Origin of the sequence: Vibrio sp. 10N.222.49.C9 (assembly GCF_041474985.1) — a bacterium.
Lineage (GTDB): Bacteria > Pseudomonadota > Gammaproteobacteria > Enterobacterales > Vibrionaceae > Vibrio > Vibrio crassostreae_C.
Map to the genome: position 1 here is coordinate 1 of NZ_JBFRVD010001655.1, position 302 is coordinate 302.

Consider the following 302-nt stretch of genomic DNA (forward strand, 5'->3'; position numbering starts at 1 on the left):
TCTTTACGTGCTTCTTTGGCACGCAAGGCTAAATTGCTCTCATCACTGTGTTGAGGAAGCAACTCTTTCAACATAGTGTTATCCAATTTATTAAAGTGCTTTTCGGCTCGAGAGGCTTGATGGGGGTGCATGCCAAGTGCAATGAGCAATTGGCGTCCAAGATCCAGAGCGCCTAAGAAGGTTTCTCTAGAATAACTGGTGACACCATGGTTCAACAATTGATAAGCCTCAACACGACTTCGAGCGCGAGCTAATATCTTAAGGTGCGGAAAGTGCTGCTGACACAACTCGATAGTTTGGAT

Annotated in this window: 1 pseudogene; it reads right to left on the reverse strand. The window is 45.4% G+C overall.

Annotation, left to right across the window (positions count from 1 at the left end):
- Positions 1 to 302 (reverse strand): annotated as a pseudogene (locus AB4585_RS29680) (glutathione-regulated potassium-efflux system protein KefB); the annotation flags it as partial.